General features: G+C 66.7%; 21 protein-coding genes and 1 pseudogene. 13 read left to right on the forward strand and 9 right to left on the reverse strand.

Annotation, left to right across the window (positions count from 1 at the left end; genetic code table 11):
* The first annotated feature begins 86 nt into the window (after nt 1-86).
* The gene (gene exaC, locus GBRO_RS00540; protein WP_012832051.1) at nt 87-1,610 is read left to right on the forward strand and encodes an acetaldehyde dehydrogenase ExaC; all 1,524 of its coding nucleotides are present in this window, start codon (nt 87-89) and stop codon (nt 1,608-1,610) included.
* Nucleotides 1,611-1,628: 18 nt separating this feature from the next.
* On the forward strand, nt 1,629-2,054 hold the full coding sequence (locus tag GBRO_RS00545; protein ID WP_012832052.1) for a DUF779 domain-containing protein: 426 nt from the start codon (nt 1,629-1,631) through the stop codon (nt 2,052-2,054).
* Between the two features lie 8 nt (nt 2,055-2,062).
* Here the strand turns inward: GBRO_RS00545 and GBRO_RS00550 are convergent, their stop codons facing one another.
* A complete protein-coding gene (locus GBRO_RS00550; protein ID WP_041920096.1) occupies nt 2,063-2,869 on the reverse strand; it encodes a PIG-L deacetylase family protein in 807 nt (268 codons plus the stop codon).
* Between the two features lie 213 nt (nt 2,870-3,082).
* On the opposite strand from GBRO_RS00550, the gene GBRO_RS00555 reads away from it, so the two are divergent.
* On the forward strand, nt 3,083-3,772 hold the full coding sequence (locus GBRO_RS00555; RefSeq protein ID WP_115311632.1) for a hypothetical protein: 690 nt from the start codon (nt 3,083-3,085) through the stop codon (nt 3,770-3,772).
* 15 nt (nt 3,773-3,787) lie between these two features.
* Here GBRO_RS00555 and GBRO_RS00560 read toward each other — a convergent pair whose 3' ends face one another.
* The 5 genes from GBRO_RS00560 to GBRO_RS00580 all read right to left on the reverse strand — a co-directional run bounded on the left by GBRO_RS00560 (nt 3,788) and on the right by GBRO_RS00580 (nt 7,724).
* On the reverse strand, nt 3,788-5,050 hold the full coding sequence (locus tag GBRO_RS00560) for a glycosyltransferase (RefSeq protein WP_012832055.1): 1,263 nt from the start codon (nt 5,048-5,050) through the stop codon (nt 3,788-3,790).
* 4 nt (nt 5,051-5,054) lie between these two features.
* A complete protein-coding gene (locus GBRO_RS00565) occupies nt 5,055-5,390 on the reverse strand; it encodes a hypothetical protein (RefSeq protein ID WP_012832056.1) in 336 nt (111 codons plus the stop codon).
* Nucleotides 5,391-5,448: 58 nt separating this feature from the next.
* Nucleotides 5,449-5,916 (reverse strand): hypothetical protein, encoded by a 468-nt coding sequence (locus GBRO_RS00570; protein WP_041920098.1) that lies wholly within the window; start codon nt 5,914-5,916, stop codon nt 5,449-5,451.
* A gap of 177 nt (nt 5,917-6,093) precedes the next feature.
* Nucleotides 6,094-6,693: a DUF937 domain-containing protein gene (locus GBRO_RS00575; protein ID WP_012832058.1), complete on the reverse strand. Its 600-nt coding sequence runs from the start codon at nt 6,691-6,693 to the stop codon at nt 6,094-6,096.
* 26 nt (nt 6,694-6,719) lie between these two features.
* On the reverse strand, nt 6,720-7,724 hold the full coding sequence (locus GBRO_RS00580) for an alpha/beta hydrolase (protein WP_115311752.1): 1,005 nt from the start codon (nt 7,722-7,724) through the stop codon (nt 6,720-6,722).
* A gap of 479 nt (nt 7,725-8,203) precedes the next feature.
* Here GBRO_RS00580 and gltB point away from each other — a divergent pair, with 479 nt between their 5' ends.
* Together gltB and GBRO_RS00590 are read left to right on the forward strand one after the other, a co-directional pair.
* Nucleotides 8,204-12,817, forward strand: coding sequence for a glutamate synthase large subunit (gene gltB / locus GBRO_RS00585; protein ID WP_012832060.1), 4,614 nt, complete (start codon nt 8,204-8,206; stop codon nt 12,815-12,817).
* Nucleotides 12,810-14,264 carry a glutamate synthase subunit beta gene (locus GBRO_RS00590; protein ID WP_012832061.1) on the forward strand — a complete coding sequence of 485 codons (1,455 nt, stop codon included), beginning with the start codon at nt 12,810-12,812 and terminating at the stop codon, nt 14,262-14,264. The genes gltB and GBRO_RS00590 overlap by 8 nt, the downstream gene beginning before the upstream one ends.
* A gap of 172 nt (nt 14,265-14,436) precedes the next feature.
* On the opposite strand, the pseudogene GBRO_RS00595 reads toward GBRO_RS00590, so the two are convergent.
* A pseudogene (locus GBRO_RS00595) lies at nt 14,437-15,359 on the reverse strand (alpha/beta hydrolase fold domain-containing protein).
* A gap of 872 nt (nt 15,360-16,231) precedes the next feature.
* On the opposite strand from GBRO_RS00595, the gene GBRO_RS24510 reads away from it, so the two are divergent.
* Complete coding sequence (locus GBRO_RS24510) at nt 16,232-16,669, forward strand: hypothetical protein (RefSeq protein WP_052298193.1); 438 nt, start codon at nt 16,232-16,234, stop codon at nt 16,667-16,669.
* A 116-nt stretch (nt 16,670-16,785) separates the two neighbouring features.
* On the opposite strand, the gene GBRO_RS00605 is transcribed toward GBRO_RS24510, so the two are convergent.
* A complete protein-coding gene (locus tag GBRO_RS00605) occupies nt 16,786-17,241 on the reverse strand; it encodes an SRPBCC family protein (protein WP_012832064.1) in 456 nt (151 codons plus the stop codon).
* A gap of 135 nt (nt 17,242-17,376) precedes the next feature.
* Between GBRO_RS00605 and GBRO_RS00610 the strand changes: the two genes are divergently transcribed.
* On the forward strand, nt 17,377-18,267 hold the full coding sequence (locus GBRO_RS00610) for a cutinase family protein (RefSeq protein WP_012832065.1): 891 nt from the start codon (nt 17,377-17,379) through the stop codon (nt 18,265-18,267).
* 254 nt (nt 18,268-18,521) lie between these two features.
* On the forward strand, nt 18,522-18,689 hold the full coding sequence (locus GBRO_RS26170) for a hypothetical protein (RefSeq protein ID WP_012832066.1): 168 nt from the start codon (nt 18,522-18,524) through the stop codon (nt 18,687-18,689).
* 25 nt (nt 18,690-18,714) lie between these two features.
* On the opposite strand, the gene GBRO_RS00615 is transcribed toward GBRO_RS26170, so the two are convergent.
* Entirely contained in the window at nt 18,715-18,939 is a 225-nt protein-coding gene (locus tag GBRO_RS00615; RefSeq protein WP_041920100.1) for an RNA-binding S4 domain-containing protein, read from the reverse strand.
* A gap of 76 nt (nt 18,940-19,015) precedes the next feature.
* Between GBRO_RS00615 and lysX the strand changes: the two genes are divergently transcribed.
* The 5 genes from lysX (at nt 19,016) to GBRO_RS00640 (ending at nt 25,463) form a co-directional block, all read left to right on the forward strand.
* The gene (gene lysX / locus GBRO_RS00620; protein WP_012832068.1) at nt 19,016-22,432 is read left to right on the forward strand and encodes a bifunctional lysylphosphatidylglycerol synthetase/lysine--tRNA ligase LysX; all 3,417 of its coding nucleotides are present in this window, start codon (nt 19,016-19,018) and stop codon (nt 22,430-22,432) included.
* Nucleotides 22,429-23,304, forward strand: a complete 876-nt coding sequence (locus tag GBRO_RS00625; RefSeq protein ID WP_012832069.1) for an alpha/beta fold hydrolase — start codon at nt 22,429-22,431, stop codon at nt 23,302-23,304. Before lysX ends, GBRO_RS00625 begins: the two co-directional genes overlap by 4 nt.
* A 71-nt stretch (nt 23,305-23,375) precedes the next feature.
* The gene (locus GBRO_RS00630; RefSeq protein WP_012832070.1) at nt 23,376-24,089 is read left to right on the forward strand and encodes a hypothetical protein; all 714 of its coding nucleotides are present in this window, start codon (nt 23,376-23,378) and stop codon (nt 24,087-24,089) included.
* A gap of 518 nt (nt 24,090-24,607) precedes the next feature.
* Nucleotides 24,608-25,063: a hypothetical protein gene (locus tag GBRO_RS25835; protein WP_147290607.1), complete on the forward strand. Its 456-nt coding sequence runs from the start codon at nt 24,608-24,610 to the stop codon at nt 25,061-25,063.
* Nucleotides 24,990-25,463, forward strand: a complete 474-nt coding sequence (locus GBRO_RS00640; RefSeq protein ID WP_041919648.1) for a helix-turn-helix domain-containing protein — start codon at nt 24,990-24,992, stop codon at nt 25,461-25,463. Before GBRO_RS25835 ends, GBRO_RS00640 begins: the two co-directional genes overlap by 74 nt.
* Nucleotides 25,464-25,622 lie beyond the last annotated feature (159 nt).

Genomic DNA, 25,622 nt, shown 5'->3' on the forward strand with positions numbered 1-25,622 from the left:
ATCACATGTGAGCCCGTCAGTGGCTCCTGTGACATCCACATAGGCCCTCGTCGAGAGGCGAGGCCGACAGCGAGGAGTAACACCACATGACTGTCTACGCAAAGCCGGGGACCGAAGGCTCGGTCATGAGCTTCGAGTCGCGCTACGACAACTGGATCGGTGGCCAGTGGACCCCGCCGGTCAAGGGCCAGTACTTCGAGAACCCGTCTCCCGTCGACGGCAAGACCTTCTGCGAGGTCGCGCGCTCTACCGCGGAGGACATCGACCTCGCGCTCGACGCCGCCCACAAGGCCGCACCGCAGTGGGGCAAGGTACCGGTGGCCGAACGCTCGCTGGTCCTGCTGCGCATCGCCGACCGCCTCGAGGAGAACCTCGAGAAGATTGCCGTCGCCGAGACCTGGGACAACGGCAAGGCCGTCCGCGAGACGCTGGCCGCCGACATCCCCTTGGCCATCGACCACTTCCGCTACTTCGCCGGCGCACTACGCGCCCAGGAGGGCTCCATCTCGGAGGTCGACGAGGACACCGTCGCCTACCACTTCCATGAGCCGCTCGGCGTCGTCGGTCAGATCATCCCGTGGAACTTCCCGATCCTGATGGCCGTCTGGAAGCTCGCACCGGCACTGGCCGCCGGCAACGCGGTGGTTCTCAAGCCGGCCGAGCAGACCCCGGCGTCGATCCTGTACGTGATGAGCCTGATCAGCGACCTGCTGCCCGCCGGTGTGCTCAACGTCGTCAACGGCTTCGGCGTGGAGGCCGGTAAGCCGCTGGCCTCGAGCAACCGCATCCGCAAGATCGCATTCACCGGTGAGACCACCACCGGCCGCCTGATCATGCAGTACGCCTCGGAGAACCTCATCCCGGTCACCCTCGAACTCGGCGGCAAGAGCCCCAACATCTTCTTCGACGACGTGATGAGCAAGGACGACGGCTTCCTCGACCGCGCACTCGAGGGCTTCTCGATGTTCGCGCTCAACCAGGGCGAGGTGTGCACCTGCCCGAGCCGCGCGCTCATCCAGGAGAACATCTACGACGACTTCATCGCGAAGGCCGTCGACCGGGTCAGCCAGATCAAGCAGGGTAACCCGCTCGACACCGAGACGATGATGGGCGCACAGGCCTCCAACGACCAGTTCGAGAAGATCAGCTCCTACCTGGCCATCGGCAAGGAAGAGGGCGCCAAGGTCCTCATCGGTGGCGAACCCGCCGACCTCGGCGGCGACCTCTCCGGCGGCTACTACATCAAGCCGACCGTGTTCGAAGGCCACAACAAGATGCGCATCTTCCAGGAGGAGATCTTCGGGCCCGTGCTCGCGGTCACGACCTTCAAGGACTACGCCGACGCCATCCACATCGCCAACGACACCCTCTACGGTCTCGGTGCCGGCGTGTGGAGCCGCGACGGCGCGACCGCCTACCGAGCCGGCCGTGAGATCCAGGCCGGTCGCGTGTGGACCAACACCTATCACGACTACCCGGCGCATGCCGCCTTCGGCGGGTACAAGCAGTCCGGTATCGGTCGTGAGAACCACCTGATGATGCTCGAGCACTATCAGCAGACCAAGAACCTGCTGGTCGGATACGCTCAAAACGCGAAGGGATTCTTCTAAAGAAGAAGAGGTGCAACGATGACCACCGAACAGAATGTTCCTGATCGGGTGGTCGCCACAGACGCCGCCGTGCAGCTCCTGACGAAATTATCGGAGCTGCACGGCGGACTCATGATCCACCAATCCGGTGGATGCTGTGACGGCTCGGCCCCCATGTGCTACCCGGTGGGCGAATACCGTGTGGGACAACGTGATGTCCTCGTCGGCGAGATCGACCTCCCGGAACCGATTCCAGCCGTGCGGGTTTGGATCAACGGAGACCAGTTCGAGCTGTGGAAGCACACCCAGCTGATCCTCGACGTCGTGCAGGGCCGGGGTGCCGGCTTCAGCCTCGAGGCGCCTGAAGGTGTCCGCTTCCTTTCGCGGGCAAGGGCTTTCAGCGACACCGAGAATGCTGTGCTGGCGGCCTATCCACCGCTGACCGGAGCCGCTGTCGGGGTGTGAAGCGAGAGTCAACCCTCGTCGAGCCACCACCCGCGCACCATGCCGGGTGGCCGGCCCGGTTCGAGGTAGTGCTCGGTGCCGAAGGCGATCGGGAACACCTCGACCGGTAGGGCCAGCAGCTGACGGACGTCGCTCTGACTGGCGTGGCAGGCCAGCGCTTCGCGTTTGGCCGCCACGTCGTCACCGAGTTCGACGGCCCAATGCAATTCGGCTTCGGGGGTGCCGATGGGATTGCCGTCGTCGCCCGCAGTGTCCGGATCGAATCCGTCCATCCCCATCTCGGTCGCCAGCACGAAGAGGTTGCGCATGAGGTCGCGGTTCATCGTGACCTCCAGATAGCGCGGGCGTTTCGTGGCGAGATCCGTTGCGGCGCGGGCGGTGTGGTGCAGCATAATGTGGTCGGGATGCCCGTAACCGCCGTGCCAGTCGTAGCCCACCACGACATCGGCAGATTCCTCGTCGAGGATGTCGGCCAGGCGTCGGGCCGCCTCATCGACGGGGACGCGCGAGAAAACGCCGTCGGTGTGGTTCTGCGCCCAGCCGGTCATCCCGGAATCGGCGTAACCGAGCCACGCCAGGCGCGCGGTGCCGGTGATGGCCGCCGACGCCTCCGCCTCGCCGCGCCGCCGGGTCGCGATCGTCTCACCTGGTGCCAAGTCGAGTGGTGCGCCATTCTCGCCACCGGAACCAGGGTCCCCGTCGGTGCAGTAGACGACCACCACCCGGTGACCCTCGCGGGATGCGCGGATCATGCTGCCGGCGGTGGCGGTGCCCTCATCGTCGGGGTGGGCGTGGACAAACACGATGGTGCTCACCGCCTCGATCATGCCTGCCCGAGCATTGCACCGCAGCATCGGGATGCCCAGCGCAGCGGGGGTATTTGCTTTTCCGATCGCGACATTTCGGTAAGTGAATCAATCATGGGGTGGAATTTCGCCGGTCGCCTTTGTTACGTTCGCCAAAAGTGATCCATTGTCACGAATCTCGGGAAAGGTGAATGCGCAGTGAACAAAAAACTCAGCCGCACAATGATTGTCGGTGCCATGATCGGCGCCACGTCGATGGCGGGAATGGTGACGTCGGGAGTGGCAACGGCCGCTCCGTTATCGCCGACGAACTGTGCAAAGACCGCAACACCGTCGGCCCCCAACGGGTGGGGGAACAGCTTTTCGGATGAGCGCGGGCAGGCGGGCAAGATCGTCGCCACCAACGTCGTCGATCAGGACGGTTCGCTGCAGTTCACGACGACTCCGGAAGTACCGCGTCAGGCGTCGTACCATTCGGCCGGCAAGCTGCCGCTGACGACCTTGGCCGGCAAGCCGCTGGCCTTCGAGAAGTCCGCCGGCAATGCGAACTGGCAGCTCCGGGTGACCGGCGCAAATACCGGGCAGGGTGACGGTTTCGCGACACTCGTCTGGTCGGCTCCTGATGCTGCGGGCAAGTACGACGCAGCGTCGTCCGACAAGTGGTGGGCGACCCGTGATCTCGGTTCGCTGAAGCGGGGTCAGACCGGCACTCTTGCGCAACTGACCGCGGCGGCCAACTCGGGTGGAAAGAACACGGTCGTCGAGCACTACGGCGTTTCGAGTCAGCCGAACAGCGGCACCGGAAAGGTGAATGTCGACAATGTGAGCCTCAACGGCTGCACGACCAACTTCGCAGTCAAGGGCGGAAACGGATCGCTGGGTATCGAACTGCCCGGTATCGGCACCCTGTAGTCGCGAGCGCGATGGTCAGTTGCCGGTGACCGTGCCGGGCCGCGCGAGTAGATGGTCGACGGTGGCGACCACATGGTCTGCGCCGTCCTCGGCCAGGATTGCGTCGCGCAATTGGGCTGCGGCGACTCGGTATCGGTCATCGGCTGTGGCGGCCGTCAGCGCCTCGGCCAGTTGCGTCGCCCGCAGCTTCGGCCGAGGAAGGGTGGCGGCACTCACGCCGAGCCGCCCGAGGCGTCGCGCCCAGAACGGCTGATCTCCTCCGGGAGAAGGGATTCCGACGACAGGCAGTCCCGCCCGCAGAGATGCCGCGGTGGTCCCGGCGCCGCAGGAATGGACAGCTGCGCGCATCCTCGGGAACAGCCAGGAATGGGGTACCGTCCCGACGGTGAGGACGTCGTCGCCCTCGACATGCAGGCCGGCGCCGCCGCCGGAGACGATGCCGCGCAGACCGGCGGACCGCAGCGCCGTGCCGATCACCTCGGAGAGGCGAGCCGACTCCTTCTCCGGCACCATCAGGCTGCCGAGTCCCACGTACACGGGCGCTTCACCCGCGTCGAGGAAGTCGACGAGTTCCGACGGTGGGGTCCAGTCCGGTAGGTCCTGCGGCCACCAGTAGCCGGTGACCTCCAGGCCGTGCCGCCAGTCGCCCGGTGTGCGAATCACCGAACGGGAAAACCCGTGCGGGATAGGCCATTTCACTGCAGTGCGGGCATTGCGTAGACTCCGCGCGGATCGTCGCGGTAGGCCGAGCTCGGCGCGGAACCCGGCCAGCGGTGTCCGATAGATCCGATCGAACCACCGTGCCGCCGACCGGCCGGCGGCACGGTTGACGACCCGACCGGCCGACCAGGCGCCGAGTAGTGACGGCGGGAAGTCTCCGGTCGCCGACATCGGCTGCAGTCGGAGACCCAGGCTCGGGATGCCCCGGGCCTCCGCGAAGAGGTGACCGGCCAGCTCGGCGAACGGGGTCAGCAACACGATGTCGGCAGGGGTATCCGACATGGCGGCAAGCAGATTCGCCCCGAGTTGTCGCATGCCTCGCGGCTTCACCATCTCGGCGGCCAGCTTCAGCGGATCGGCGGCTGACGTATCGACGTCGGCGTTGAGCCGGAAGTCGGCCGGCCGGGCGTCGATGCCGAGCGGGGTGATCTCGTCGACGAGGTCGGGTGTGCAGGTCATGCTCACCCGATGGCCCACTCGCTGCAGCGCTCCGGCTATGCCGGTCAGCGGCATGATGTCGCCGCGCGATCCGTAGGCGGCAATGAGTATGTCTGCCAAGTGCCTATCCGTTCTGTGATCCGGGTTCGGTAGCGCGCGCGAATGCGGTGACCAGGTCTTCCCCGTAGGCGACGACGTCGAAGTCGGGATCGGCGGTCGCGCGCATCACCGCACCACCGATCGCGCTGCGTACCGCGAGCGCCATGGAATCGGCTGAGATGCCGACGAATTCACCGGTGGCCAGTCCGTCGCGGAGGATCACCTCGAGGTCGATGCGGCGCAGCGCCTCGAGGTGGTCCGGGTCGACCTGCAGATCGGCGAGCCGCCGGCCACCCCGGCCACGAAAGTTGTTGGCGATCTCCATGATCGGGACCTGATGGGCCCGCGCCGGCCCGAACACACAAAAGACTCCGCTCCCGTCCGGGTGGACGGGAGCGGAGTTGGATTGTGTCAGCGGATCACCACTGGTCGAAGCCGACGTTGACGTTCGGGTAGCGGCTGGAGATGGAGTGGCTCATCCAGTATTGCTGGGCATGCGGACCCCAGATCCCGCTCATCGCGGTGTTGACGTTGCCCTTCATGTCCTCGATCTCGTAGTTGGCGGTGGGCCCGAAGTGCCCGATCCGGTACTGCGCGTTGGCCGTGAGATAGTTGCTGAACGGTGCGACCGCGGTGACGGTCTCGCTGGCACCGGGGTAGAGCACCCGCTGCGGCGCGTTGACCCACTGCCCGGACTGTCCGGCGGTGGAGCCGATCAGGTACTCGGGCTTGTCGGTGTGGTTGGTGATCGTCATGGCGACGGTCGGCTCGCCCGGGCGGGTGATCGGCATCGTGCCGGCGTGGGCGGCGCCGGCAGCACCGAGGCCGATGCCTGCGGCGGCGGCGATTCCGACGACTCCGGCGGCGATACGAGTTTGCAGCTTCATGGTGGTCTCCTCGGTGGTGGGCCGGTGGTCTGTCCGTTCCGGCGACACCACTGAGATTGCCTGGTCGGGAGCATTCCGGGTGGCCCCCGACCGGTGGATCGAGGGGATGAAACCCATGTCCACCGATCGGTGGACCCCGGCCATCACCTGTCCCCGAGCTCAGTGGGCTGGCCCGAGTTACTTGCGGCCACCCAGGATCGACCCCAGAAGATCACCCAGGCCGCCACCGCCCGGCGTCGCACCGGCCCCACCGAGGACGCTACCCAGCACGCTGCCCAGACCGCCGGCCGCGCCACCACCTCCGCCGAGCATTCCGCCCAGAATCGATCCCAGATCTCCGCCGCCGGGCGTCGTGCCGGAATTGGTTGCGCCACCGGTGATCTTGCGGGTCAGGTAGCTCAGCACGATCGGCGCGAGGATGGGCAGCATCCTGGCGATCAGTCCCTGGTCCACCGCGGCCGCAGGCACCTGATCGGACAGCGCGCCGGCGACCTGATCGGTCTTGTCACCGAAGATCTTCGACACGATCTTGGTGCCGTCGGCGGTGTCCACCTGGCCGAGATCGATCTCACCGTCGGCGAGGTCGTTGTCGTGCTGTTGCAGTGCGTGCGCGAGTTGTTGCGCTGAGTTCTCGTCTCGCGTCTGAGTCTGCAGACCGGTCAGCAGCGCCGGAACCGCTTGTGCGGCAGCCGCTTGCGCGGACGCTTCGTCGACGCCGAGCTGCGCGGCGATATCACCGATGGGCAGCCGGGACAACAGGTCGTCGACGTCGGACATGGCGATACACCCTTTCGTGGAACGGATCAGTCGGAGGCGGTCATGAACTCCGCGGCTACCGCCAGCGCGCGTCGCGATTCCGGGGTGAACCGCGGGAACATCTGGAAGACATGTCCCTGGTCTGGCCATTCCTGCAGCTCGACTCGTGCACCGGAGTTCGACAATTCACGGTGGATGGCTCGCGCGTCGGCACCCATCACCTCCAGCCCACCGAACTGGATCAGCGTGTCCGGCAGATCCATGTCGGCGGTGAGCCGTATGCGCATCCGCGGATCGTCCGGGTCGGCCGAGCGGGTATAGAGACGCAGAATGCGTTGCGCGGCAATTGCTTCGATGATCGGGTCGCGTCGCCCGGAGCGCTGGTGCTCGATGGCCAGGGAGAACGTCGGGTCATACAGCGGGGAGAACAGCACCATCGCGCCCGGCTGCGGGGTGCCCGCCGCGTGGTTGGCGGACAGCAGATCGAGGGCCAGGTGTCCGCCCGCGGAGTCGCCGGCCACCACGATCTGTTCGGCGCGGAACCCCTGCGACAGCAGCCAGCGGTAGCCGCGGATGGCGTCGTCGCCGGCGGCGGGAAAGCGGTACTCGGGGCCCATCCGGTAGTCGAGAGAGAACGCCGACATGCCCGTCCGGTTGCTCAGCCGGGCAACGAGTCCGCGGTGCGTCCGCGTCGAGCAGATGACGTACCCGCTGCCGTGCAGGTAGTAGATTATCGGCTGATCGGGATGGATCGGGCCGGCGGCGACGCGCGCCCCGGTCACCCACTCGCCGCGGACCTCACCGCCGTCGAAGCGTTCGCGGATGCCGGTGGCGCGCGTGCCGGCCGGTACCGGGCTCATCGCGACCAGCGTCTGATTCACACTCGGACGTAGCGCCCGGATCATCTGGGCGCGCACCGCGGGGTGGCCGGCGCGCGCCGTGGTCATCAGCGGGCGGGCTACGCGTCCGAAATAGCTGTTGATGGCCCGCGCGCGGGCCGAGCCCCGGTCGCCGGGTGTACGCAACCTCTCGGCCCGGGGAAAACCGGGCATTTCGGGCGCCACGAGGTCGGCGACGGCAGGTGGGGGCAGCGGTGCGCTCACCCGTGTGACGGTAGTCGCCTGCTGTGGCATCCGGAGCCGAAATGGGCGGATCGTCTCACTGTCTCTCGTCGGTGGCGCCGGGTCCTCCGACCTGCGGAATCGGTCTCGATGTGGTAGCCGGATTTCGATAGTTGGCCATCGGCGTGAGAAAATAACCGACAATGCTCATGCGACTGCGAGCGGGCCGGTACGGCTGCACGTGAGCGCGGATGAAGCAGGGGTGGTGCCGAACCGCGTGATCGGGGGTCGGCAGCGGCGATCAGCAACGGCGCTGATGCGGACGCCCACCAAGTGACCGTCGGATCTGCCCAGGTCAGCCCCCGATTTCGGGCGGATTTCGACATTGCGGCCAGTGGGACATCGGCGTCCCCAGACATTGACGACGTGGATGTGTGTGCCCGTCTGGCGCACAGAGTTGAGGCGAAGTTATGAAGCATGCTCCGGGACGAGTGGGTCTCTACGACCCGCGCTTCGAGCACGATTCGTGCGGTGTTGCGTTTGTCGTCGACATGTATGGGCGGCGCAGCCGCGACATCGTCGACAAGGCGATCATGGCGCTGATCAACCTGGAACATCGCGGTGCCGCCGGCGCCGAGCCCAACACCGGTGACGGCGCGGGCATCATGATCCAGGTCCCCGACCGCTTCCTGCGTGAGTCGGTGGACTTCGAACTGCCTGCCGCCGGCCGCTACGCCACCGGCATCGCCTTCCTTCCCCAGGGGTCCGAGGACGCTCGCCAGGCGTGCGCCGGAGTGGAGAAGATCGTCGAGGCCGAGGGTCTGAGCCTGCTCGGCTGGCGTGAGGTGCCCACCGACGACTCGTCGCTGGGCGCGCTCGCCCGCGACGCCATGCCGACGTTCCGGCAGATCTTCATCGCCCAGCCCGACGCGGGTGCCGGTGAGCCGTCGGCCAACGAGATCGCCGAACTCGAGCGGCGCGCCTACGTGGTGCGCAAGCGGGTCACCTACGAACTGGGCAACAAGGGAGCCGGCGCCGACGGCCCGGGCCGCGAGACCGTGTACTTCCCGAGCCTGTCCGGGCAGACCTTTGTCTACAAGGGCATGCTGACCACCCCGCAGCTGCGCGAGTTCTACGTCGACCTGCAGGATTCGCGGGTCGAGAGCGCGCTGGGCCTGGTGCACTCGCGCTTCTCCACCAACACCTTCCCGTCGTGGCCGCTGGCGCACCCGTTCCGGCGGGTCGCGCACAACGGTGAGATCAACACCGTCACCGGCAACGAGAACTGGATGCGGGCACGTGAGGCCCTCATCAACACCGACGTCTTCGGGCCCGACGCCGCGGAGAAGATCTTCCCGGCGTGCACGCCCGGCGCATCGGACACCGCGCGGTTCGACGAGGTGCTCGAACTGCTGCACCTCGGTGGGCGCAGCCTGCCGCACGCCGTGCTGATGATGATCCCGGAGGCGTGGGAACGCCACGAGACGATGAAGCCGGAGCACAAGGCGTTCTACCGGTATCACTCCTCGCTGATGGAGCCGTGGGACGGCCCGGCGTCGGTGTGCTTCACCGATGGCACCATGGTGGGCGCCGTGCTCGACCGGAACGGACTGCGCCCCAGCCGCATCTGGGTCACCAAGGACGGTCTGGTGGTGATGGCCTCGGAGGTCGGCGTCCTCGACATCGACCATGCCGACGTCGTGCAGAAGATGCGCCTGCAGCCCGGCCGGATGTTCCTGGTGGACACCGCGGCCGGCCGCATCGTCGACGACGAGGAGATCAAGGACGAACTCGCCGCCGAGCATCCCTACGCCGAATGGCTCGAGCAGGGTCTGGTGCAGATCGACGACATCGCGTCGCGACCGCACATCCACATGGCCCACGAGCGGGTTGCGTTGCGCCAGCAGGTCTTCGGCTACACCACCGAGGAACTCAATCTGCTGGTCGCGCCGATGGCCAAGACCGGGGCAGAGGCGATCGGCTCGATGGGCACCGACACGCCCATCGCGGTGCTCTCGGCCCGCCCGCGGATGCTGTTCGACTACTTCCAGCAGATGTTCGCGCAGGTCACCAACCCGCCGCTGGACGCGATCCGCGAGGAAGTGGTCACCAGCATCGGTGGCACCATCGGTTCGGAGGCCGACCTGCTCAACCCGAGCGCGGCGTCGTGCCGGCAGATCGTGTTGCCGGAACCGGTGCTGGACAACGACTCCCTGGCCAAGCTCGTCGACATCGGTGACAACGGCAGCCTGCCGGATTTCCGCAGTCTGCACGTGCACGGTCTGTACCCGGTGTCCGAGGGTGGCGCCGGATTGCGGCGCGCTCTCGACGAGATCCGCGCCAAGGTCAGCGCCGCCATCGACGACGGGGTGAACCTGATCGTGTTGAGCGACCGCGAATCCGACGAGAAGGCCGCGCCGATCCCGTCGCTACTGCTGACCGCCGCCGTGCACCATCATCTGGTGCGCGAACGCAAGCGCACCCGCGTCGGCCTGGTCATCGAGTCCGGTGACTGCCGCGAGGTCCATCATGTGGCCGCTCTCATCGGTTTCGGTGCGGCCGCGGTCAATCCGTACATGGCCTTCGAGTCCATCGAGGACATGGTGGAGCGCGGCGCCCTCGGCGACATCGACTTCCCCACGGCCCGTGCGAATTACATCAAGGCCGCCGGCAAGGGTGTGCTGAAGGTGATGAGCAAGATGGGCATCTCGACGCTCGCCTCCTACACCGGTGCCCAACTGTTCCAGGTCATCGGCATCGGCCAGGAGACCGTCGACGAGTTCTTCGCCGGGCTGCGCAGCCAGCTCGACGGCATCGGGCTCGACGAGATCGCCGCCGACGTCGCCAAGCGGCACGCGCTGGCCTTCTCCGAGCGGCCGACCGAGCGCGCGCACCGTGAGCTCGAGGTGGGCGGCGAATACCAGTGGCGCCGTGAGGGCGAGTACCACCTGTTCAACCCGGACACGGTCTTCAAGCTGCAGCACTCCACCCGCACCGGCCAGTACCAGGTGTTCAAGGAGTACACGCGCCTCGTCGACGACCAGTCGGCCAAGATGGCCTCGCTGCGCGGCCTTTTCGACTTCAACTTCGGCGACCGGGACCCCATTCCGATCGACAAGGTGGAGCCGGCGCGCGAGATCGTCAAGCGGTTCTCCACCGGCGCGATGAGCTTCGGCTCCATCTCCGCCGAGGCCCACGAGACCCTGGCCATCGCGATGAACCGGCTCGGTGGTCGCTCCAATTCCGGTGAGGGCGGCGAGGATCCGCGTCGCTTCCACCACGACGAGAACGGCGACTGGCGACGTAGCGCGATCAAGCAGGTCGCGTCGGGACGCTTCGGCGTCACCTCGCACTACCTCTCGAACTGCACCGACATCCAGATCAAGATGGCCCAGGGTGCGAAACCCGGTGAGGGCGGCCAGCTCCCACCGCACAAGGTCTACCCGTGGGTGGCCGAGGTGCGTGGCTCCACGCCGGGCGTCGGCCTGATCTCGCCGCCGCCGCACCACGACATCTACTCGATCGAGGATCTCGCTCAGCTGATCCACGACCTGAAGAACGCCAACCCGTCGGCCCGCATCCACGTGAAGCTGGTCAGCGAGGTCGGTGTCGGTACGGTCGCGGCGGGCGTCTCCAAGGCGCACGCCGACGTGGTGCTCATCTCCGGGCACGACGGTGGCACCGGCGCCACTCCGCTCACCTCGATGAAGCACGCCGGTGCGCCGTGGGAGATCGGTCTGGCCGAGACCCAGCAGACGTTGCTGCTCAACGGCCTTCGGGACCGCATCGTCGTTCAGGTCGACGGTCAGCTCAAGACCGGACGTGACGTGGTGGTCGCCGCACTGCTCGGTGCCGAGGAGTTCGGCTTCGCCACCGCACCGCTGGTGGTATCGGGCTGCATCATGATGCGGGTCTGCCACCTCGACACCTGCCCGGTGGGTGTGGCCACCCAGAATCCGCTGCTGCGTGAACGCTTCACCGGCAAGCCGGAGTTCGTGGAGAACTTCTTCATGTTCATCGCCGAGGAAGTGCGTGAACTGCTGGCGCGCCTCGGGTTCCGCACCCTGCAGGAGGCGGTCGGTCACGTCGAGGCACTCGACACCGGAAAGGCGCTGGCGCACTGGGGATCGGCCAAGGCTGGCAAGCTCGACCTGAGCTCCGTGCTGGCCGCACCGGAATCGCCGTTCATGAATCAGGACCTGTACTGCTCCGGCGTTCAGGACCACGCATTGGACAAGGCACTCGATCAGCAGTTGATCGCGCAAAGCCGTGAGGCCATCGACCACGGCACCCGCGTGTCGTTCAGTTCCAAGATCACCAACGTGAACCGTACGGTCGGCACCATGCTCGGCCACGAGGTCACCAAGGTGTATGGGGCGCAGGGCCTTCCGGACGGCACCATTATGATCGACTTCACCGGATCGGCGGGTAACAGCTTCGGCGCCTTTGTGCCCAAGGGCATCACGCTGCGACTCGAAGGTGACGCCAACGACTTCGTCGGCAAGGGCCTCTCGGGCGGCCGGCTGGTCGTGCGTCCGGCCCGGAATGCGCCGGAAGACTTTGTCGCCGAGGACAACATCATCGCCGGCAACGTCATCGGCTTCGGTGCGACGGCAGGCAAGATCTTCCTGCGCGGTGTGGTCGGCGAACGATTCTGCGTTCGCAACTCCGGAGCGACGGCCGTCGTTGAAGGCGTCGGCGATCACGGCTGCGAGTACATGACCGGTGGCCGGGTGGTGGTTCTCGGCGACACCGGACGCAACTTCGCGGCCGGTATGTCCGGTGGTATCGCCTTCGTGTACGACCCCGACCGGACATTTGCCAACAACCTCAACACCGAACTCGTCGACATCGAAGAACTCGAGACGCAGGACGTGGAGTTCCTCGCCTCGATCATCACCGAGCATCGAGCGGAGACGGAATCACCTGTCGCCGCGGCGATCCTGGCCGATTGGGAGAACACCCAGGGGCAGTTCGCCAAGGTGATGCCGCGCGACTACAAGCGTGTGCTGCTGGCGATCGAGACCGCCGAAGCCCAGGGACGAGACGTGAACGAAGCGATCATGGAGGCCGCACGTGGCTGACCCCAGAGGATTCCTCAAGCACCCCGAACGCGAACTGCCGGACCGTCGTCCGGTGGAACTGCGGCTGCTGGACTGGAAAGAGGTCTACACCGACTTCGGTCACGACCAGCTGCAGACGCAGGCGAGTCGCTGCATGGACTGCGGTATCCCGTTCTGCCACAACGGTTGTCCGCTGGGTAACCTGATTCCCGAGTGGAACGATCTGGTCTACAAGGATCGGTGGCGCGAGGGTATCGAGCGGCTGCACGCGACCAACAACTTCCCGGAGTTCACCGGTCGTCTGTGCCCGGCCCCGTGTGAGGCGTCGTGCGTGCTGGGCATCAACCAGCCGCCGGTCACCATCAAGCAGGTCGAGGTGGAGCTGATCGACAACGCCTTCGACAACGGCTGGGTCACCCCGGTGCTGCCGCTGGAGAGGACCGGCAAGTCGGTGGCCGTCGTCGGCTCCGGTCCCGCGGGACTGGCTGCGGCGCAGCAACTCACCCGCGCCGGACACGACGTGACGCTCTTCGAGCGGGCCGACCGCATCGGCGGACTGCTGCGCTACGGCATCCCCGAGTTCAAGATGGAGAAGCGCCACATCGACCGCCGGCTGGCGCAGATGGAGGCCGAGGGCACCGTCTTCCGCACCGGCGTGAACGTCGGCGTCGACGTCACCGTCGAGCAGTTGCGGGCTGACTTCGACGCGGTGGTCCTGGCCAACGGCTCCACCATCGGCCGCAACCTGCCGATCCCCGGACGTGAACTCGACGGCATCCACCAGGCGATGGAGTTCCTGCCGCAGGCCAACCGGATTCAGCTCGGCGACGAGGTGGAGAACCAGATCACGGCCAAGGGCAAGAAGGTCGTCATCATCGGTGGCGGTGACACCGGCGCCGACTGCCTGGGTACGTCGCTGCGCCAGGGCGCCGAGATCGTGCACCAGTTCGAGATCATGCCGCGTCCGCCGATGGAGCGGGCCGAGTCCACCCCGTGGCCCACCTACCCGTTGATGTATCGTGTGTCGTCGGCCCACGAAGAGGGCGGCGAGCGTGTGTTCTCGGTCAACACCGAGCAGTTCATCGGCGAGAACGGCAAGGTCACCGCGCTCAAGGCGCACGAGGTGGTCATGCGCGACGGCCGCTTCGAGAAGGTCGAGGGCAGCGACTTCGAGCTGGAATGCGACCTGGTTCTGCTCGCCATGGGCTTCGTCGGCCCGGAGCGCGAGGACCTGCTCGACAAGCTCGGCGTCGACTACGACCAGCGCGGAAACATCAAGCGCGACGACAACTTCGGTGCCGTCGGCCTGCCGGGTGTGTTCGTGGCCGGTGACGCCGGTCGCGGGCAGTCGCTGATCGTGTGGGCCATCGCCGAGGGCCGTTCGGCTGCTGCGGCCGCCGACGCCTATCTGGCCGGGACCACCGATCTGCCCGCACCGATCTACCCGACGCAGGTCGCCCAGCGCTGATCTTCGATGGTCCGAGTGGTCACCAAAGGCGGTGGCCCCTCGGCTCTTCGAGGCTCGTCGACTTCGAGACGCTCCATGCTCGTTCCTCGCAGGGGGCTCCTCAGCCCGGCGGCCAACGCCTCGCACCACAGCTGCCGGAGCAAAGAGGTCGGTCGCGTCCACGGATTCAGGCTCAGGCGGCGCCACCGTTCGGTATCTGGGCCAGCCACCGGTCGGTATCCCGCACCGCAGTGCGACCGATCGGCGTCTCGTGCAGGGTGAACCCGTGTGGCACTTCGGGATACAGCAAGAGCTCGACGTCGTTGGCGGCTGCGGACAGGCGGGCCGCCATCGCCAGGTTGTCGGCCAGCACTATGTCGTCGGCGCCGATCACCACCAGGGTCGGCGGCAGACCGACCAGATCGGCGAACGCTGGTGAGATGTCGGGATCGCTGCGATCGGCGGCATCGCCGGCATAGGCTTCGATGAAATATTCCCCCTCGATCACGCGACCGGCCGGGGTCTGACCGCTCAGGTCGTATGACCCGGCTTCGAGCACCGCGCCGGCAAAACGGGTGGCGAGGCCTCGGGACCGTAGGCGCACAAGCGTTGCCACGACCAGTGTCGCCCCCGCCGACATCCCGCCAATGGTGAGACGACGGGTACCGAACCGTGATTGCGCGACCTCGATCAGCCATCGGGCCACGGCCTCGCAGTCATCCGGGGCCGCGGGCCACGGAGATTCCGGCGCGAGACGATAGTCCACCCGATCACCGCGACACCCAGCGCGTCGGCACGACGAGCACTCCGCGCGTCGTCACGGGCGGCGCAGTCCATGTAGAACCCGCCGCCATGGAGGTGCAGATGAACGCCGTTCACAACACCGTTGCGCGGCAAGATGATTCGCACCGGCACACCGCCCACATCTGATTCGACGATGTCTTCGATCGTTCGGCCGGGAACGGTGGGATCAACTCTTCGCGCTGCGCGGACCTCGCGCAGTTCCGCCCAGGATGAGGGCCCGGCTCCGCCGACCCTCGTCTCGTAAAAGGACCGGGTGGCCGCGGTGTCCGCGTCCGGGATCGCCCGCATCAGATGTCGCAGTCCGAGGTGCACAGATCCAAAGTACTCACGGCTCGCGGCCGATGGCGTCGACGGCTCCGGACCGACGGCATTGCACAGAACGCTTGGCCGGCTCCCCCACATGTCGCCGAGATGCCTTGGTACCTGGAATCGGCGCGGTGCGTTGCTACGTGCGGTTCAGGGCTACAGCTCTCATTGATGAGGGCGAACGCGTCGGCGCCGAGAACGCGATCCTCTTTGATGTCGATCGCGCGCGGACACCCGCGCCGAGGTTGGCGTTACCAGGCTCGACGGGTCGGGCAGCGACGAGCCCCCTCGGTGAAGGCTCAGGGAGCGGACATGGCCCCGTATACACATGGCTAGCCTGGGCGCATGACCACATGGGTGGAAGTGCTGAGCGCAATGGTCGACGAGCCGTCGAAGCCGATCACCGGGGTCGTGGAAACTATACTGCCGGAAGGCCATTCGGAGACCTTCGGCTGGGCCGGTGCGCCACCGGTGGTCGTCGGCCTGCCGTCGCGGGTGCGGATGTGGCGCGACGGTTCGCGGCTGCGTGTGGACCTTCTTGACGGCACTCCGGCATTCCGGTCCGACGGGGAGTCGGTGTGGAGGTTCGGCTCGCGGGGTGAACCACCGCTACGCGCCGAGCGGCGGCGTATCCATTACACGGGCCCAGGGCGAACGCTCATCCAGGTGCGACCTGCCGGCGACTGGGCCGGCTTCGACGACTTCACCGACCCACCGACAAACCCATCGAGTCCGTCGAATTCCTCGGCCGGCCGGCGTGGGAAGTCGAACTGGCACCGCCACAGCACAAACCGCATCCCATTCAGCAGGTCGTCGACAAGGAGACCGGCGCGGTCCTGCAGAGCCGCAACGACGCGTTCGGGATGTCGAGTTCCTTTGTGGAGTTCGAGGTGCTCGACGGCGTGGACGCGGCGTTCTTCTCCTATGACGGCCCGGTCGTCGAAGACGCCGACCTCCGGCAGGCGCAGCGCCAGGCGGCCGACGCCGAGCGCGAAGAGCAATGCGCGTGGTTCCGCGAGAACGTCGGTGCCACCGAGGTGTCGATACCGGTGACCCTGGACGCCCGGCTCGACCACGTGCATCGCCGTGATGCGGATGGCGGCTTCGAGGCCACGCTGCGGCTACCCGGCCATCGACACGCCAGCCTCGCGCGTCGGCCGCGTTCGGACGAACCGTGGGAGCTGCGGTGGAGTGGTGAGGTCAGCCGCTGGTCGACCGCCGAGTTCGATTGGGCGGTAACACTCCATGACCTGCCGCTGGACGACGCGGCGTTGGCTTCCCTGCAGGAGCAGTTGCAAGCGCCGCCTGCTGGGTGAGCTGGGCGTGCTCGCGCTTGGGCGGTGTCCGGGGCGCGGTGGATGCGGATAAGTGTGTCTCACTTGTGGTCTCGCTGCGCTCGACCGTGCCGGCTCAACCAGCAGGGCGGCTTGGCTCAACCCACTGATCCGGCGGCCGGGGCGTTCTCGATCGCCCGTTTCATCTGCTCGGCCACCTCGGGTGCGAGGCGCTTGAAGCCGAGTTGCGCGAGCGGGTCGGCGAGGCGGGCGGCACCGTTGAAGTCGACGTGGGCGTGATAGGTGACCTCGGTGTGCCCGGAGTCGAGGCTGACGAAGGACAGGTCCTCGGTACTGGTGGCGGTCTTGTTGGTGCCGGTGAAGACGAGGTGGTCGGGGTCGTCGCGGGTGAGTTCGTAGGTCAGGGTCGTCGAGATGCCGTAGAGCTTGGTCTCGTTGTGCCAGCGGGAGCCGACACCGATGGCTCCGGTGCTGATCGGCTCGCAGGACTGGGTGCCCGGGTCCCATTCGACGGCGTTGGCGAAGTCGCGCAGGTAGGCGACCACCTCCTCGATGGGGCGCTGCACCGGGAATGAGCGGGTGACGTCGACCATGATGTCCTTCCGGGTTGTGGTGGACAGTGATTCGTCGTGACTGCCGGTTCGGATGACCGGGCGGGCGATGCGTCCTACACTCCCGGTAACGAGCCCGTGCACGACAGCGAAGTGCGGGTACGGAGGGTGAATCGTATGTCGCACAGAATCGTCGCCGCCTGCATCGCGGTGTTGTCCCTGGTTGCCGGTCTGCTGGTGGCCGCGACGCCACAGGCGCGTTCGGCGCCTGGGGATTGTCCCAAGATCTACGTGCTCGCGATCCCGGGGACGTGGGCCAACGGGTCGAGTCCCGGGATCATGTCGCAGGTGACCAGCGGACTCGGCCCCGAGACACAGGTGGCGTTCGTCGGGTACGACGCGACGGCCTTCCCCTGGGAGCGGGCGATCTACGGCAAGTCCAAGGCGCAGGCCGTGGCCAACACCGAGGGTCTGGCCCTCACCATGCTCCGACGCTGCCCGGGCACCCGGATCGCGCTGACCGGCTACAGCCAAGGTGCCGACGCCGCCGGTGACGTGGCGTCGGAGATCGGCACCGGACGCGCGCGCATCCGGCCCGGGCAGGTGGCCGGCGTCGTGCTCATCTCCGACCCCCGACGATCACGCAAGGACAACCTGGTGGGACCCCCGCTGCGTGGCGAGGGTAGCGGCGGACCGCGTCTCGACGGTATGGGCTGGGTGTTGCCGCGCGCGTTCACCATCTGCGAACCCAAGGACATTTACTGCAACGTCCCGCGTGACTACTACCTGACGCGCATCGTCGGCTACCTCGCCGAGACCAGCAACCCGACGCCGAGCCAGATCCTGCAATACCAGGCCGAGGCGTCGGCTATCGTCGGCGAGCTGCTCACCCGCGGCGGGCCGGGTGCGATCGTCGGCGAACTGAGCAACAAGCGGGCCCGTGATCAGATCACGTCGTTCAGCAATTTCCTGCAGTCCGGCGCGCATGGAACCTACACGACCTTCCAGGTGAAGCCCGGTGTCACCGCAGTCCAGTGGGCGCACAACTTCCTCGCGGGACTCGCCTGACTCAGTCGCTCCACACGGCGTCCGACGGACACCCTGCGCGTCGGTGCCCGACGTGTAACGGGGTTGGTGGGACGATCGATGTAGCCGGATGAGTGGTTGGTTGCGATTGATCGCGACTCCGGCGAGTGGCGTAGGCCACCAGGAAAAGAGGGCGACAGACCCGCAGTCCGCGACTACACTACCGAAAAGTAACTGTGCACCACAGCGAATGTGGTACGAACGAAACGCGCAACGACATCAGGGAATGATCTGTCATGAAGCTGGCTGACACTCTGCACACTTCCCGCCGGGGCACGGCATCCACCTCCTCGATGCTGGGCTCGATCACCGGTCGTCTCGGGCGATCCCGCACCGCACGCATGTTTCCCGCCGAAGCCGAGCGGCTCGTGACGCCGGCCGAGTTCAAGCGCCTGCACGGCTGAGATCCTGATCCTGCCCGGCTGAGTTCTACGGCTCTGCGACGACGCGGGCGCCGACACCACCGATCTCGACGACGTCACCCACCGACAACTGGCGGCCGCGTCGTGTCTCGACCTCCCCGTTGACGCGCACCAGGCCGTCGCCGATGACCTCTTTGGCCTCGGAGCCTGACTCGATCAGGTTGGCCAGTTTGAGAAACTGGCCAAGCCGGATCACGTCGTCGCGGATGGGTACCTCGTAGCGATCGTCCACGTCCACAGATCATGCCCGCTCGGCACACGCGATGCGATCGCAGCCGTGTGGGCACGGTGGGGACTACGGTTGAGCAATGGCTCTCGACACCCCTTCGTCGGACCTCCCGGTCAGCACCGACGACACTGCTGAGCACCAGCCCACCCCAGCGCACCGTCCGCCGTCGGCGGCCGATCGCCGATCCGTCGACCTGCTCGAAAAGATCAGGCGGCCCAGAGGATTCGGGGCCGGCGCACCCAAGATCGCGGGCACTGTGGTCGGCGTGCTGGCCGGCATCGCGCTGTTGTCGAGCATCTTCCCGCTGTTCCGCCGGCTGATCCACTACCCGCGCGACTTCATCGACAACTACATCGTCTCGCTGCCCAACACGAGTCTGGCGTGGGCCTTCGTGCTGGCGCTGGTCGCGATCGCACTGTCGTCACGCAAACGCATCGCGTGGTGGATCGCGACGATCTACCTGGTGCTGTTCATGGTGAGCAATGCGCTGCTGCTCGTCGATCCGGTGGCCACCGACTTCGGCGTCGACACCGACGAACGCATCCAGATCTGGATCGGACTGGGAATCGATGCGGCCGCACTCATCTTCCTGATCGTCACCTACCGGCAGTTCTACACACGTGTCCGCCGCGGCGCCCTCTTCCGGGCCCTCGGTGTGCTCATCGTCGGACTCACCGCCGCCACCCTCGTCGGATGGGGTCTGGTGTGGGCGTGGCCGGGGAGTCTGGAGCGGACCGAACGCCTGCCGTACGCGTTCAACCGGGTGGTCACCTTCGGCAGCATCGACAGCCGAACCTTCGACGGTCACCACACCCACATCGTCATCGACAGTGCACTGGGGCTGCTCGGGGCGCTGGCCCTTATCGCCGCGGCGACGGTGCTGTTCCGCTCACAGCGACTGGAATCGTTGATGACCAGCGACGACGAGAAGCTGATCCGCGCACTGATCACCCGATTCAACGACGACGATTCGCTGGCCTACTTCTCCACCCGCCGCGACAAGGCGGTGGTGTTCTCACCCGACGGCCGGGCCGCGATCACCTACCGCGTGGAGATCGGCGTCGGACTGGCCGGCGGCGACCCGATCGGAGATCCGGAATCCTGGCCCGACGCCATCGCCGAGTTCCTCACGTTGTGCGATCGGTATGGCTGGCATCCGGCGGCGATGGGGTCGAGTGCGCGGGGCGCGGCCGCCTACGATGCGGCCGGATTCGGCTCGCTCTCCATCGGCGACGAAGCCATCCTGCACACCCGCGAGTACACGATCAGCGGACCCGCGATGAAGGCGGTGCGGCAGGCCGTGACGCGCACCCGCCGCGCCGGGGTGACGGTGCGGATTCGACGGCACGGCGAGGTGCCCGACGATGAGATGCCACAGGTCATCGCCCGGGCCGATGCGTGGCGGGACACCGACGAGGAACGCGGCTTCGCGATGGCGCTCTCGCGGCTCGGTGACCGTGCCGACGACGACTGCCTGCTGGTGGAGGCCGTCGAACATGCGGGCACCCCCGAGGAGAAGGTGATCGGGATGCTCTCGTTTGTGCCGTGGGGCCGACGAGGTGTCTCGCTGGATGTGATGCGACGCGATCGTGGCAGCGTGAACGGCGTCGTCGAGACGATGGTCACCGAATTGTGCCGCAACTCCGAGCAATTCGGTATCACCGAGATCTCGCTGAACTTCGCCACCTTCCGCGCCTTCTTCGAGCAGGGCCCGCAGATCGGGGCCGGGCCCATCATGCGGCTCGGCTACTCGGTGCTCATGTTCGGCTCACGGTTCTTCCAGATGGAGTCGCTGTACAAGTCGAACGCCAAATATCTGCCGGACTGGCAGCCCCGGTTCCTGTGCTTCGAGGACAACCGAATCCTGCCGCGCGTCGGGCTGGCCGCCATCGTCACCGAGGGCTTCGTGCAGCTGCCGAGGTTCGGGCGCAAGCAGCATTACATCGCAGGTCAGTCGTCGATTCCGGCCGGAGTCGACGCCGACGCATTGATCGCGCAGCTGGAGTCCGAGGAGGACCGCACGGCCGTCGAGGTGCACCGGCCTGAGCAGGTACGGGTGCGCGTCGCCAAGCTCGACCGGCTGATCGAGGAGGGCTTCGACCCGTACCCGCCCGCCGATGCGCCGACACACACGATTGCCGAGGCGATCGCCGAGCCGGAGGGCACGCAGGTCACCATCGCCGGACGGGTCACCAAGATGCGCGACTTCGGCAAGGTCACCTTCGCCGATGTGCACGACTGGTCCGGGCAGATACAGATGCTCGTCGAGGCGTCGCGGGTTATCCCGGGCACCCCCGACTTCGGATCCGACGTCGACCTCGGCGACCTCGTCGAGGCACGTGGGGTGATCGGGCGGAGCCGGTCCGGGGAACTGTCGGTGCTGATCGATGCGTGGCGCTTCAACGGCAAATGCCTGCGGCCGCTGCCCGATAAGTGGTCCGGACTCACAGACCCGGAAGCCCGTGTGCGGCAACGCTATGTGGACCTTGCGATCAACCCGCGCAGCCGTGAGCTGCTGGCCACCCGGAGTGTGGTGGTCAAGGCGCTGCGGGATTTCCTCGCCGACCGCGGATTCATGGAGGTCGAGACGCCCATCCTGCAGCAGATTCACGGCGGGGCGAATGCCACCCCGTTCCAGACCCACATCAACGCCTACAACCTGGATCTGTATCTGCGGATCGCGCCGGAGTTGTATCTCAAGCGGCTGTGTGTCGGCGGCGTCGAGAAGGTGTTCGAGATCGGTCGCAACTTCCGCAACGAGGGTGTCGACTTCAGTCACAACCCCGAGTTCACCAGCCTGGAAGCCTATGCGGCACACAGCGATTACCTGAAGATGCTGGACCTGACGCGGGAAATGATCCAGCACGCAGCGACTGCCGCGCACGGCGAGCCGGTGATCATCCGCGTCGACGACGAGGGCAACGAGCAGCGCGTCGACATCTCCGGTGACTGGCCGGTCCGGACCGTGCACGAGGTGGTGTCGGAAGGCGCCGGTGTCGAGATCACATCGGACACAGAGGTTTCCGAGCTTCGCGGCATTTGCGATCGTCTGGAGATCGCCTACCGGCCGGACTGGGATGCCGGGCAGATCGTGCTGGAACTCTACGAGCATCTCGGCGAGGATCGCACCACCGTCCCGACGTTCTACACCGATTTCCCCACGTCGACGTCGCCGCTGACCCGGGCGCACCGCAGCAAACCCGGCGTGGCCGAGCGCTGGGATCTGGTGGCCTGGGGGGTGGAACTCGGTACCGCGTACACCGAGCTGACCGATCCGGTCGAGCAACGCAAACGGCTGACCGCACAGTCGATCCTGGCCGCCGACGGTGATCCGGAGGCGATGGAGTTGGACGAGGACTTCCTCACCGCCCTCGAGTATGCGATGCCGCCCACCGGTGGTCTCGGCGTCGGGGTGGATCGGGTGGTCATGCTCATCACCGGGCAGTCGATTCGTGAGTCGCTGGCGTTTCCGATGGTCAAGCCGACGGACGCGTGAATGCGACCGGGATTCCGGGCCGGCACATCGATGTCGGAGGCCTGCGGCTGCATGTGCTCGATGAGGGGAGCGGACCGCCGCTGCTGTTGATGGCCGCGTTGGGCAGCAACTGGTTCGACCTCGATCCGCTGGCGACCCGGCTGGTGGTGCGTGGCTGGCGGGTGATCCGCTACGACCGGCCCGGTTATGGACTCTCGGCCGGTCCCCGGCGGCGTGAGGTGCCGACGCTCGACGCCGAGATACGCCGGATGACAGGGGTTCTCGATGCCGTCGGCGTCGACGGCCCGGTCACCCTGGTGGGGCATTCGATGGCGTCGCTGTATGTGGAGGGCTTCGCGCGAAGTGAGCCGGCCCGCACCGCCGGGCTGGTGATCCTGGACGGTTCGTATGTACTGCTGCCGTGGCGGGTGGTGCCGCCGTCGTTCCGGGTTGCCAACGCGCACCGCTTGATGGGCGCGGCTCGAGGTGTCTCGGTACGTGTGGGCTTGCGGTTGCGTGGGCGCGGGCAGTTGCGAGCCCGGATCCTGCCAACGCCGCCGGAAGGGTTCGACGCCGCGCAGCGGGTTTGGGGTGATCGCGTCTTCGGCGGTGGACGCATGCTGCTGGCCACGCTGGTGGAGAACGCGGCGTTCCCGACGATCAACGCATCGTTGCGGCGGCTGCGGAGTGCGCGTGCACTGCCCGCGGTACCGACGGTGGTCGTGGCCGCACTCTCGGGATCGGTTGTGTGGAGGCGGTTCTGGCGTGCGAAGCAGGCACGCTATGCGGCCGGTCTGGGGGCGCGGTTGCGAACTGTCGGCTCGCATCACTTCCTGGTCCTCGAGGTACCCGACGAGGTGGCGGACATCATCGATGAGGTGCGGCCGGGTTGACCGACTGTGGCGACAGGACGGTCGAGGGGCCGTGGTGGGGGCGTCCGGGATTTGTGCGGTGGGTCGGACTGATGGCCCTGGTGGTCGTCGTCGCGATCGAACTGCCAATGTGGTTCAGGGGCCCACCTGTCCAGGCGGCATTCGGTCTGATCGTCTTGGGTGCGTTCGTCATTCTGATCGCGTTGGCTCTTGCGGTGTCGGTGGGGCGCCGCTGGTGGGCAAGATGGTGGGCAATGCGACATGGCTTCGCCTTCTCGCACCGTCCGCACCGGTCGGAACCACCGCACGGCGTCGAGTCCTTCGACAACTGGCAGATGCTGACGTTCGTGCACTACTCCGCGACCGGACAGATATCCGACCGCTCTGCCCGACTTTTGTTCTACCGGAACTGGTTTGGAGCTAGGTGGCGCTACGCGCATCGCCACGTCTTCACCGTGACGCTGCCGACGGCTTTGCCCGGCCTGACGATCGGGCCGAATCTCCACACTCGAACCAGGGGAGAACACATCATCTTCGACGATGATGACGGTTCCGACTTCGCTCGCTATCTGCCGGTGTTTTCGCCGGCGCCGGACGTCGCCCGACGGGTGCTGACCCGATCGGTCCGCGATCGGCTCGGTGATCTCGCGGCCCGCAGCAGCGTGGTGCGGATAACCGTGTTCGTCGTCGTCGGCGACAAACTGCACGCGGTGTGGTTGAACACTTCCCAGCCGCAGGACCTCACGGACGTGGCTGAGGGCTTACGGATCCTCGTGGCGGCGCTCGAGGCGAACAGCAAGTTGTAGTAGAACGTCACTCCCAGCGTGACCTTCTACTACAAGTTGTGGCACCGGCGCACGCGTGAGTACCAGAACAATTAGCCGCGCTAATCACCAGTGCGCCCGCGCATTACGGCGGACCGCTTCCCCTCGCCGCGGGTGTCATCCGTTCAGTTGCCTTTGGCATCGTCGATTTGATACACGCAACATACCCTTGCGAACGCTGGCACAATCTGCCTTCATGTCGCTCACGTCGACACCCGAACACGAGCCGCCCTCGCGGCCCGGGTGGGACGCCGACGACCTTTGCATCCGGCAGGCCGTCACACGTGCCGGGATCAGCCTCGAAAGCCATCGGCACGGATGTGTCATAGTCGCACCACGGTTGTCCGGCCGCACCACGATGCTGCGGGCGCTGAGCAGCTCGCATCCGGGTGCGGCGCTCTGGGTCGCGGGTTCCGGAGGCGATGTGACCGGCGTCTTCGGGGGACTCCTCACCGGTGGCGACGCGGGGGCCGAGCCGCGAGCCGTCGAGGGACTGATCCGTGCAGAGCTCAACCGCGGTGGCAGGGTTGGTCGACGAGGTGGATGCGGCCCTGGCGCGTGCGCAGGTCGTCACCGCCGTCGATCTGTGCGAGATGGCGCTGCGCATCGCGCCGACGGTCACCGACACCCTGGTCGATGTGGTGCCGCGAGTCTGCCGTCGAGCCGACGAACTGGACGTCAACGCCGTGGTCTCCGCGCGGGCGCAACTTCTCGTCGATCATCTGTCGGCTCTGCGCTCCGGGGATGCACCCATGTTGGAAACTGTTGCCGCAGAGCATGAACGGCAAGGACGCGCATTGGCCGCAGCCGATGTGCTGGCCCATGCTGCCGCAGCACATCGTCGTGGTGACACACCGTTTCGGGCGATGATGTGCGTTGCCCGTGCGCGGCGTTCGGTTCGGCGACGAGAACTCGGCGCGAGTGTTGATCCCGCTCGCTCGTCGGTGCGACGGTGACCTGATCCCGTTGTACGTCGACCACGCCGAAGCATTGCAGGCGAAGGATGTCGTCGCGCTGGAGAAGGTGGCCGACGACTTCGACCGGCTCGGGTACCGGCCGCTCGCCGCGGATGCGCTGGCCCAGGCGATCGCGCGGTTGGTCACCGATGGTGAGCTTCGACGAGCACGGCGTCTGCGGGTGCGGCTGGCCGAGATCTGCACCGCCTGTGATGGTCTGAGCACGCCGGCCATTCGAGCTGCCGCCGTCGACGTGCATCTCTCCGTGCGGGAACTCGAGGTATCGGCGTTGTTCGATGCCGGGCTGGGACGCCGGGAGGTGGCGGAGATGCTGGGATTGTCCGTCGCCACGGTGGACGGGCACCTGGCGCGGGCGCGCATCAAGCGCGGCGAGATGTAGTAGAAGGTCACTCTGTGCGTGACCTTCTACTACATCGTGCGGGCACGAGGTGCGGTGCATTGCGTAGTCGGGGGCGTGGTTCTGCGTAGTCGGTCTGCTATCCGCCGGCGGTGCGTGCGTCCACGATCAATGTGGGTCGGTCCAGCGGAGGCGTGTTCC

It is taken from the genome of Gordonia bronchialis DSM 43247 (assembly GCF_000024785.1).
Lineage (GTDB): Bacteria > Actinomycetota > Actinomycetes > Mycobacteriales > Mycobacteriaceae > Gordonia > Gordonia bronchialis.

What these genes read in the sequence shown, in the direction of transcription:
- exaC (WP_012832051.1), top strand. Translation starts at nt 87, where the DNA reads ATGACTGTCTACGCAAAGCCGGGGACCGAAGGCTCGGTCATGAGCTTC.
- GBRO_RS00545 (WP_012832052.1), top strand. Translation starts at nt 1,629, where the DNA reads ATGACCACCGAACAGAATGTTCCTGATCGGGTGGTCGCCACAGACGCC.
- GBRO_RS00555 (WP_115311632.1), top strand. Translation starts at nt 3,083, where the DNA reads ATGATTGTCGGTGCCATGATCGGCGCCACGTCGATGGCGGGAATGGTG.
- GBRO_RS00570 (WP_041920098.1), bottom strand. Translation starts at nt 5,916, where the DNA reads ATGAAGCTGCAAACTCGTATCGCCGCCGGAGTCGTCGGAATCGCCGCC.
- GBRO_RS00575 (WP_012832058.1), bottom strand. Translation starts at nt 6,693, where the DNA reads ATGTCCGACGTCGACGACCTGTTGTCCCGGCTGCCCATCGGTGATATC.
- GBRO_RS00580 (WP_115311752.1), bottom strand. Translation starts at nt 7,724, where the DNA reads ATGCCCGGTTTTCCCCGGGCCGAGAGGTTGCGTACACCCGGCGACCGG.
- gltB (WP_012832060.1), top strand. Translation starts at nt 8,204, where the DNA reads ATGAAGCATGCTCCGGGACGAGTGGGTCTCTACGACCCGCGCTTCGAG.
- GBRO_RS00605 (WP_012832064.1), bottom strand. Translation starts at nt 17,241, where the DNA reads ATGGTCGACGTCACCCGCTCATTCCCGGTGCAGCGCCCCATCGAGGAG.
- GBRO_RS00610 (WP_012832065.1), top strand. Translation starts at nt 17,377, where the DNA reads ATGTCGCACAGAATCGTCGCCGCCTGCATCGCGGTGTTGTCCCTGGTT.
- GBRO_RS26170 (WP_012832066.1), top strand. Translation starts at nt 18,522, where the DNA reads ATGAAGCTGGCTGACACTCTGCACACTTCCCGCCGGGGCACGGCATCC.
- lysX (WP_012832068.1), top strand. Translation starts at nt 19,016, where the DNA reads ATGGCTCTCGACACCCCTTCGTCGGACCTCCCGGTCAGCACCGACGAC.
- GBRO_RS00630 (WP_012832070.1), top strand. Translation starts at nt 23,376, where the DNA reads ATGGCCCTGGTGGTCGTCGTCGCGATCGAACTGCCAATGTGGTTCAGG.